The sequence below is a fragment of the Burkholderia sp. Ac-20353 genome, from assembly GCF_017104785.1.
Taxonomy (GTDB): Bacteria; Pseudomonadota; Gammaproteobacteria; order Burkholderiales; family Burkholderiaceae; genus Burkholderia.
In genome coordinates this window covers 1-8,460 of record NZ_JAAGPL010000284.1, presented here as the reverse complement: position 1 = coordinate 8,460, position 8,460 = coordinate 1, and the positions used below count along the sequence as shown (strand labels likewise).

General features: G+C 68.3%; 8 protein-coding genes and 1 pseudogene. All 9 read left to right on the top strand.

What is annotated here, in order from left to right:
- On the top strand, positions 1–665 hold a 665-nt coding region (locus G3N94_RS37915; RefSeq protein ID WP_277398603.1), incomplete at its 5' end, for a chemotaxis protein CheB.
- A 67-nt stretch (positions 666–732) separates the two neighbouring features.
- The gene (gene cheY / locus G3N94_RS37910; RefSeq protein WP_124598832.1) at positions 733–1,128 is read left to right on the top strand and encodes a chemotaxis response regulator CheY; all 396 of its coding nucleotides are present in this window, start codon (positions 733–735) and stop codon (positions 1,126–1,128) included.
- A 1-nt stretch (position 1,129) separates the two neighbouring features.
- Complete coding sequence (gene cheZ, locus G3N94_RS37905) at positions 1,130–1,861, top strand: protein phosphatase CheZ (RefSeq protein ID WP_205799342.1); 732 nt, start codon at positions 1,130–1,132, stop codon at positions 1,859–1,861.
- Positions 1,862–2,102: 241 nt separating this feature from the next.
- A complete protein-coding gene (locus G3N94_RS37900) occupies positions 2,103–2,606 on the top strand; it encodes a DUF2844 domain-containing protein (RefSeq protein ID WP_205799341.1) in 504 nt (167 codons plus the stop codon).
- 16 nt (positions 2,607–2,622) lie between these two features.
- Positions 2,623–3,870: a DUF3443 domain-containing protein gene (locus G3N94_RS37895; RefSeq protein ID WP_205799340.1), complete on the top strand. Its 1,248-nt coding sequence runs from the start codon at positions 2,623–2,625 to the stop codon at positions 3,868–3,870.
- 118 nt (positions 3,871–3,988) lie between these two features.
- A complete protein-coding gene (locus tag G3N94_RS37890) occupies positions 3,989–4,369 on the top strand; it encodes a DUF805 domain-containing protein (protein WP_205799339.1) in 381 nt (126 codons plus the stop codon).
- A 273-nt stretch (positions 4,370–4,642) separates the two neighbouring features.
- A complete protein-coding gene (gene flhB, locus G3N94_RS37885; protein ID WP_205799338.1) occupies positions 4,643–5,842 on the top strand; it encodes a flagellar biosynthesis protein FlhB in 1,200 nt (399 codons plus the stop codon).
- Positions 5,839–7,941, top strand: coding sequence for a flagellar biosynthesis protein FlhA (gene flhA / locus G3N94_RS37880; protein ID WP_205799337.1), 2,103 nt, complete (start codon positions 5,839–5,841; stop codon positions 7,939–7,941). The genes flhB and flhA overlap by 4 nt, the downstream gene beginning before the upstream one ends.
- Positions 7,938–8,460: pseudogene (gene flhF, locus G3N94_RS37875) on the top strand (flagellar biosynthesis protein FlhF); the annotation flags it as partial. The gene flhA and the pseudogene flhF, both read left to right, overlap by 4 nt.

The following is an 8,460-nucleotide window of genomic DNA, read 5'->3' as shown; positions in this document are numbered from 1 at the left end:
CGCAAGCCGCCGCCGCACGCGCGGCAGGCAGCCACGCGGCCGCGCCGCTCGTCAACAACCCGCTCGTCAGTACCGAGAAGCTGATCATCATCGGCGCGTCGACGGGCGGTACCGAGGCGATCCGCGAGGTGCTGACGCCGCTGCCGCCCGATGCGCCGGCCGTGCTGATCGCGCAGCACATGCCGCCCGGCTTCACGAAGTCGTTCGCGCAGCGCCTGAACGGGCTGTGCCGGATCGCGGTGAAGGAAGCCGAGCACGGCGAGCGCGTGCTGCCGGGCCATGCGTACATCGCGCCGGGCCACGCGCACCTGCTGCTCGCGCGCAGCGGCGCGAACTACATCGCGCAGCTGTCGGACGAGCCGCCCGTGAACCGGCACCGCCCGTCGGTCGACGTGCTGTTCCGCTCGGCGGCGACGCATGCGGGCAAGAACGCGATCGGCGTGATCCTGACCGGCATGGGCCGCGACGGCGCGGCCGGCCTGCTGGAAATGAAGCGCGCGGGCGCCCACACGTTCGCGCAGGACGAGGCGAGCTGCATCGTGTTCGGGATGCCGCGCGAGGCGATCGCGCTCGGTGGTGCCGACGAGGTCGCGCCGCTCGCCGAGATGAGCCGCCGCGTGATGGGGCGGCTGGCCACGATGGGCGACCGCGTGCAGCGCGTTTAAATTTGCATTACGCAACCCGCGTGCGACGATACGCGTTTTGCGCAAACGAATCTGGAAAGGAACGAAGATGGACAAGAGCATGAAAATCCTGGTGGTGGACGATTTCCCGACGATGCGCCGGATCGTCCGCAACCTGCTCAAGGAGCTGGGCTACTCGAACGTCGACGAGGCGGAAGACGGCGCGGCGGGCCTCGCGCGGCTGCGCAGCGGCGCCTACGAGTTCGTGATCTCTGACTGGAACATGCCGAACCTCGACGGCCTCGCGATGCTGAAGGAAATCCGCGCGGACGCGACGCTTGCGCACCTTCCGGTGCTGATGGTGACCGCCGAGTCGAAGAAGGAGAACATCATCGCGGCCGCGCAGGCGGGCGCGAGCGGTTACGTCGTGAAGCCGTTCACGGCCGCGACGCTCGACGAGAAGCTGAACAAGATCCTCGACAAGATGGCGAAGACCGGGAGCTGACGTGAACGAGCCGATCCATGCGGCGCTGGCCGGCGCGGGGTTCTCCGTCGATAGCCAGGCCGAAGGCGCCGATCCGAGCGACCGGATCCTCGCGCGCATCGGCCAGCTGACGCGCACGCTGCGCGATTCGATGCGCGAGCTCGGGCTCGACAAGCACGTCGAGCGCGCGGCGGAAGTGGTGCCGGACGCGCGTGACCGGCTGCGCTATGTCGCGACGATGACCGAGCAGGCGGCCGAGCGCGTGCTGACTGCGATCGAGATCGCGAAGCCCGTGCAGGAGCGCGTGCAGAACGAGGCCGAGGTGCTCGACGCGCGCTGGACGCAGTGGTACGCGGCGCCGATCGAGCGCACGGAAGTTCGCGAGCTGATGGACGACACGCGGGCGTTCCTGCGTGCGCTGCCGGATGCGACGTCCGCAACCAACGCACAGCTCCTCGAAATCATGCTCGCGCAGGATTTCCAGGACCTGACCGGGCAGGTGATCAAGAAGATCATGGACATGGTCTACCTGATCGAGCAGCAGCTGCTCACCGTGCTGGTCGAGAACATCGCGCCCGAGCGCCGCGAGCAGTTCGCGGCGACTGCGGCGGCGCTCGCGGCCGAGCAGACCATGAGCAGCACCGGCAGCCCCGAATCGCTGCTGAACGGGCCGCAGATCAATCCGGAGGGCAAAGCCGACGTCGTCCAGGACCAGGCGCAGGTCGACGACCTGCTCGCGAGCCTCGGGTTCTGACTTAGGGTTTCCTCCGCAACGTTCCCCGGGACGCCCGCGCAGCAAGGCCTCCAGCCGATCGGCGCTGCGCGTGCGCTTTGTCCCCGTTGACACTTGGAAACACTCCGCAGGCATACTACGCTTCAGCAATACCAGTTCAGCGGCATCGGAACGTCGTCCTTTTGTCTGTCATGAGACTGAGCTGCGGCGCCGGTCACACCCACGGTGCCGCCAATAACGAGGCAAGTCCCTGGGGGGAAACGTGAAGCTGAAACGTCTGGGCTGTGCCGCCGCGTCCGCGGTGGCGTTGATGAGCGTGCTGTGGAGTGTCCACGCACACGCGGAACTGGGCGGCGCGCCGATGTCGCCGCCGTCCGACGACCATGCCGCCAGCGTGCGCGCACTGCAGCGCGCGATGCGCTCGGCCGACGGCGTGTCGGCCAGCGCGGCGGCCTACACCGTCCGCGAAATCACGCTCGGGTCGGGCACCGTGATCCATGAATACCTGTCCGCCGCCGGCACCGTGTTCGGTGTCGCATGGCAAGGGCCGACGATGCCGGATCTCGCGTCGCTGTTCGGCAATTATTTCCCGCAGTACACCGCTGGCGTCGACGCGGCGCACAAGGCGCGCGGCTGGCGCGCGCCCGTGTCCGTCGATACGAGCGGCCTCGTGATCCGGACGGGCGGCCACATGGGCGCGTTCTCCGGACAGGCGTGGCTGCCGCAGGCGCTGCCCGCCGGTTTCACCGGCAACGACATCCAGTGACAGCGGGAGACCGATCTTGCGTATTTCTCATACTCTCATTCGCTGGCTCGGCGCGCTGAGCCTGGCGGTCGCGACTGCCGCGCTCGTTACCGCCTGTGGCGGCGGCGACGGTGGTTCCTCGGGCGGCAGCAACGGCGGCGGCGGTGGCGGTGGCACGCCCGTCGCCGCGAACGCCGCGGTGATCACCGTGAGCCAGGGTGTCGCCAACGTGATCAACATCCCGACCGTCAGCGTGACGGTTTGCGCACCCGGCACATCGAACTGCCAGGTGGTCGACAACGTGCTCGTCGATACCGCGTCGTACGGGCTGCGGCTCGTCAGCAGCGCGGTGTCGGGCGTGCTCGGCAACCTGCCCGTGACGACCGGGACCGGCGGCGCGCCGCTTGCCGAGTGCGGCAAGTTCGTGTCGAGCTATACGTGGGGCTCGGTGCGTACCGTCGACCTGAAGGTGAGCGGCGAAACCGCGAGTTCGCTGCAGGTGCAGATCATCGGCGATCTCGGCACGACGAACGTCCCGACCTCGTGCACGAACGGCGGCGCGTCGGCCAATTCCGCGAGCGCGCTCGGCGCGAACGGGATCCTCGGCATCGGGCCCGCGCCGCTGGATTGCGGCACGACCTGCGCGACGTCGATGTCGTCGGGGAACAACAACTACTACGCGTGCCCGAACGGCAACTCGACCTGCGCGGTGACGCTCGTGCCGCTCGCGCAGCAGGTGGCCAATCCGGTCCAGCATTTTGCGAGCGACAACAATGGCGTGATCGTGCAGATGCCGCAGGTCTCGAGCAGCGGTCAGGGCAGTGCGACGGGCCTGCTGACGTTCGGCATCGGCACGCAGTCGAACAACGCGTTCGCGGCCACGACCAAGCTGACGTCCACGACGACGGGCGACCTCCAGAACTCGAGTTTCCTCGGCCGCACCGTCACCGCGTTCTTCGACACGGGCTCGAACGCGTACTTCTTCAACGATTCCGCGCAGACGGTGTGCTCGCGCAATACGCAGTTCTATTGCCCGGCGTCGACAGCCACCTACACGGCGACGCTCGTGGGCCAGAACGGCACGGCGAGCAACATCTCGATGCCGGTCGGCAACGCGGACTCGCTGTTCTCGAACACGTCGAATTTCGCGTTCAACGACATCGGCGGCCCGTTCGGCTCGACGGCCTGGCTCGACGTCGGGCTGCCGCACTTCTACGGCAAGACGATCTACTTCGGGATGGACCTCACGTCGAGCGGCGGCGCGGCGCCTTACGTCGCGTACTGACGCGCGGCGACGCAGCGGCATGGCGGCATGATGAGGGGGGCGAGCATTCGCCCCCTTTTATTCTCGCGTTGTTTCCGGGGTGGTTGATCACCGTCGATAAAAACATGAGGGCAATAAAATGAATTTCACGGAAGCCGTTCGTTCGGTATTCAATCAATATGCGACGTTCGAAGGCCGCGCGCGCCGTGCGGAATACTGGTATTTCGCGCTGCTCACGTCGCTCGTGTCGATCGCATGCCAGGTAATCGCGGCAGTCGCGCGCGATGCGTCCGCGGTCGCGCTGCTGCTGGCGATCGTCGCGCTGCTGGCTTCGCTCGCGCTGCTCTTGCCGAGCCTCGCGGTGAGCGTCCGCCGGCTGCACGATACCGGCCGCTCGGGCTGGTTCCTGCTGATTGCGTTCATTCCGCTCATCGGCGGGATCATCCTGCTCGTCTGGATGTGCTCGCGCGGCAACGCAGGCCCGAACCGCTTCGGCCCCGACCCGATCCCCGCGGTCTGAGCATCGCCTGACCGAAGCCTGAGCGGGGCGCCGTGCCCGGTGCACGGCGTCTCGCTGCGCCTGCCACCGCACCTCTTCAGCACCCCTTCGGCGCCTCCCGGCGCCGCCGTCGGCCCCGCACGATCCGCGTCCGGGGCACCCGTTCCCGCCCGCATCCGATTCCCCGAAATACCCCCCTTTCCCGGCTTTGCTCGACCGATCGGCGTTTGACGCCTCCATGAATAATCGGTGTCACTGGAAAACGGCATCCCGCCGTACCCGTCTGGAGGCCCCGTGGCAGACGAGAGCGATCTCGACAGAACCGAAGCCGCCACTCCGAGGCGCCGCGAGAAGGCGCGCGAGGAGGGGCAGGTCGCGCGCTCGCGCGAACTGGCTTCGTTCGCGCTGCTCGCGGCGGGCTTCTACGGCACATGGCTGCTTGCGGGACCGATCGGCATGCATCTGCAGACGATGCTGCGCGGCGCGTTTTCGTTCGACCGCGCGGCCGCGTTCGATACGCACCGGATGCTCACCGCGGCCGGCAGCGCGAGCCTCGAAGGGCTCGCCGCGCTCGCGCCGCTGCTCGCGCTGACGGGGCTCGCCGCGCTGCTCGCGCCAATGGCGCTCGGCGGCTGGCTGATCTCGTCGAAGACCTTCGAACTGAAACTCGACCGGCTGAACCCGCTGACGGGGCTTGGCCGGATGTTCTCGATCCAGGGGCCGATCCAGCTCGGGATGTCGATCGCGAAGACGCTCGTCGTCGGCGGGATCGGCGGCGTCGCGATCTGGCGCGCGAAGGACGAACTGCTCGGCCTCGCGACCCAGCCGCTCGACTCGGCGCTCGCCGATGCGCTCCACCTCGTCGCCGTGTGCTGCGGCACGACGGTCGCCGGGATGCTGGTGGTCGCAGCGCTCGACGTGCCGTATCAACTCTGGCAGTACAACAAGAAGCTGCGCATGACGAAGGAAGAAGTGAAGCGCGAACATCGCGAGAACGAAGGCGATCCGCACGTGAAGGGCCGGATTCGCCAGCAGCAGCGCGCGCTCGCCCGCCGCCGGATGATGGCGGCCGTGCCGAAGGCCGACGTCGTCGTCACGAACCCGACGCACTTCGCGGTTGCGCTGCAGTACACGGATGGCGAGATGCGCGCGCCGACGGTCGTCGCGAAGGGCGTGAACCTCGTCGCCGCGCGAATCCGCGAGCTGGCCGCCGAGCACAACGTGCCGCTTCTCGAGGCGCCGCCGCTCGCGCGTGCGCTGTATCACAACGTCGAACTCGAGCGCGAGATTCCCGGCTCGCTGTATGCGGCGGTCGCCGAAGTGCTCGCGTGGGTGTACCAGCTCAAGCGCTTCCGCGCGGAAGGCGGTGCGTTCCCGGCCGTGCCCGTCGATCTCGACGTGCCGGCCGAACTCGACAAGGGCGCGTCGGTGTCCGCCGACGACGAGCGCGACGAAGCCGAGGACGTGCTCGGCGCGGCTGGAGGTGCGGCATGAGCACGCCCGCCGGCCTGTTCGCGAAGCGCCCGAACCTGCTTGCAGGCACCAACCTGCGCGCGCTCGCGGGCCCGATCCTCATCTGCATGATCCTGGGGATGATGATCCTGCCGCTGCCGCCGGTGCTGCTGGATCTGCTGTTCACGTTCAACATCGCGCTGTCCGTGATGGTGCTGCTCGTCAGCATGTACACGATGAAGCCGCTCGACTTCGCGGCGTTCCCGAGCGTGCTGCTGTTCTCGACGCTGCTGCGGCTGTCGCTGAACGTCGCGTCGACCCGCGTCGTGCTGCTCGAAGGCCACACGGGGCCGGATGCGGCCGGCCAGGTGATCGAGGCGTTCGGCCACTTCCTCGTCGGCGGCAACTTCGCGGTCGGCATCGTCGTGTTCGTGATCCTGATGATCATCAACTTCATGGTGATCACGAAGGGCGCGGGGCGGATCGCCGAAGTGTCCGCGCGCTTCACGCTCGACGCGATGCCCGGCAAGCAGATGGCGATCGACGCCGACCTGAACGCCGGCCTCATCAACGAAGAGCAGGCGAGGAAGCGCCGCACGGCGGTCGCGCAGGAAGCCGAGTTCTACGGCTCGATGGACGGCGCGTCGAAATTCGTGCGCGGCGACGCGATCGCGGGCCTGATCATCATGGCGATCAACGTGATCGGCGGGCTGATCGTCGGGATGGTGCAGCACGACATGAGCTTCGCTGCGGCCGGCACCAACTACACGTTGCTGACGATCGGCGACGGCCTCGTCGCGCAGATCCCGTCGCTCGTGATCTCGACCGCGGCCGGCGTGATCGTGTCGCGCGTCGCGACCGACGAGGACATCGGCACGCAGATCACCGGCCAGCTGTTCACGAACCCGCGCGTGCTGACGATCACCGGCGCGATCATCGTGCTGATGGGGCTGATCCCCGGGATGCCGCACTTCGCATTCCTCGCGCTCGGCGGCGGCGCGATCTGGCTGGCCCGCACGCAGGTCAAGCGCGCGGCGGCCCGCAAGGCGGCCGGCGACGTTACCGACATCGCACCGCCCGCCGCGCTCCCCGTCGACAGCCATGAGGCGAGCTGGGACGACGTGCAGCTGATCGACCCGCTCGGCCTCGAAGTCGGCTACCGGCTGATTCCTCTCGTCGACAAGAACAGCGACGGCGAGCTGCTGAAGCGCATCAAGAGCATCCGCAAGAAGTTCGCGCAGGAAATCGGCTTCCTGCCGCCCGTGATCCATATCCGCGACAACCTCGAGCTGCGGCCGAACGCGTACCGGATCGCGCTGAAGGGCGTCGAGATCGGCGTCGGCGAGGTGTACCCGGGCCAGTGGCTCGCGATCAACCCGGGCCAGGTGACGGCCGCGCTGCCCGGCGTGCCGACCCAGGATCCGGCGTTCGGCCTGCCGGCCGTGTGGGTCGACGTCGCGCTGCGCGAGCAGGCGCAGGTGTACGGCTACACGGTCGTCGACGCGAGCACCGTCGTCGCGACGCACCTGAACCATCTGGTCGTCCAGCATGCGGCCGAACTGCTCGGCCGCCAGGAAGTGCAGGCGCTGATCGAGCGCACCGGCAAGGACTCGCCGTCGCTCGTCGAGGATCTCGTGCCGAAGACGATCTCGCTGACGACGCTGCAGAAGGTGCTGCAGAACCTGCTCGACGAAGGCGTGCCGATCCGCGACATGCGCACGATCATCGAGGCCGTGTCCGAGCAGGCCGGCCGCCTCACCGACGCGTACGACATCACGGCCGCGGTGCGGCTCGCGCTCGGCCGCGCGATCACGCAGCAGTGGTATCCGGGCGCGGGCGACATGCAGGTGATGGGGCTCGACGCGCATCTGGAGCGCGTGCTGTCGCAGGCGCTCGCTACCGGCGCGAATCCGGGCCTCGAGCCGGGTCTCGCGCACTCGCTTCTGACCGGCACGCAGCAAGCGATGCTGCGTCAACAGAATCTCGGGCTGCCGCCCGTGCTGCTCGTGCAGCACGCGTTGCGCGCGATGCTCGCGCGCTTCCTGCGCCGCAGCCTGCCGCAATTGAAAGTGCTGTCGTACGCCGAAGTGCCGGACACACGCACGATCAAGGTTGTTAACGTCATCGGGGGTTCCGCTTGAACATTCGCAAATTCACCGGCGCAACGAGTCGCGACGCACTGCGGCTCGTGCGCGAGGCGCTCGGCGCCGACGCCGTCGTGCTGTCGAACCGCACGCTCGATGACGGCAGCGTCGAGATCACCGCGCTCGCCGACGCCGAGCTGGCCGCGATCACGCCGCCTGCCGCCGCGCCGGGACATCCTGCGATCACCGTGCAGCCGGCCGCGTTGCCGGGCTTCGCGCCGCGCACGCGCGCGGTTGCCAATCCGTATGCAATGGGCGACGGTGGGCTGCCGGACGTGTTCTCGTCGATGTTCGGCGCGAGCGCCGAAGCGGACGGTGCGTCGATGGTTGCGTCGGGTTCGGCCGGAACGCCGGATGATGAAGCACTGGCAGCAGCATCGCTCGCTGCGGGATTACCCGCCGCAGGGTCGCTCGCTGCAGGATCGCCTGCCGCAGCATCACCTGCTGCGGGATCACCCGCCGCAGCATCGCCTGCCGCCCCTTCCGAACCCGCGCCGTGGCTCGTCGAGCATGCGA

What these genes read in the sequence shown, in the direction of transcription:
- cheY (WP_124598832.1), top strand. Translation starts at nt 733, where the DNA reads ATGGACAAGAGCATGAAAATCCTGGTGGTGGACGATTTCCCGACGATG.
- G3N94_RS37890 (WP_205799339.1), top strand. Translation starts at nt 3,989, where the DNA reads ATGAATTTCACGGAAGCCGTTCGTTCGGTATTCAATCAATATGCGACG.
- flhA (WP_205799337.1), top strand. Translation starts at nt 5,839, where the DNA reads ATGAGCACGCCCGCCGGCCTGTTCGCGAAGCGCCCGAACCTGCTTGCA.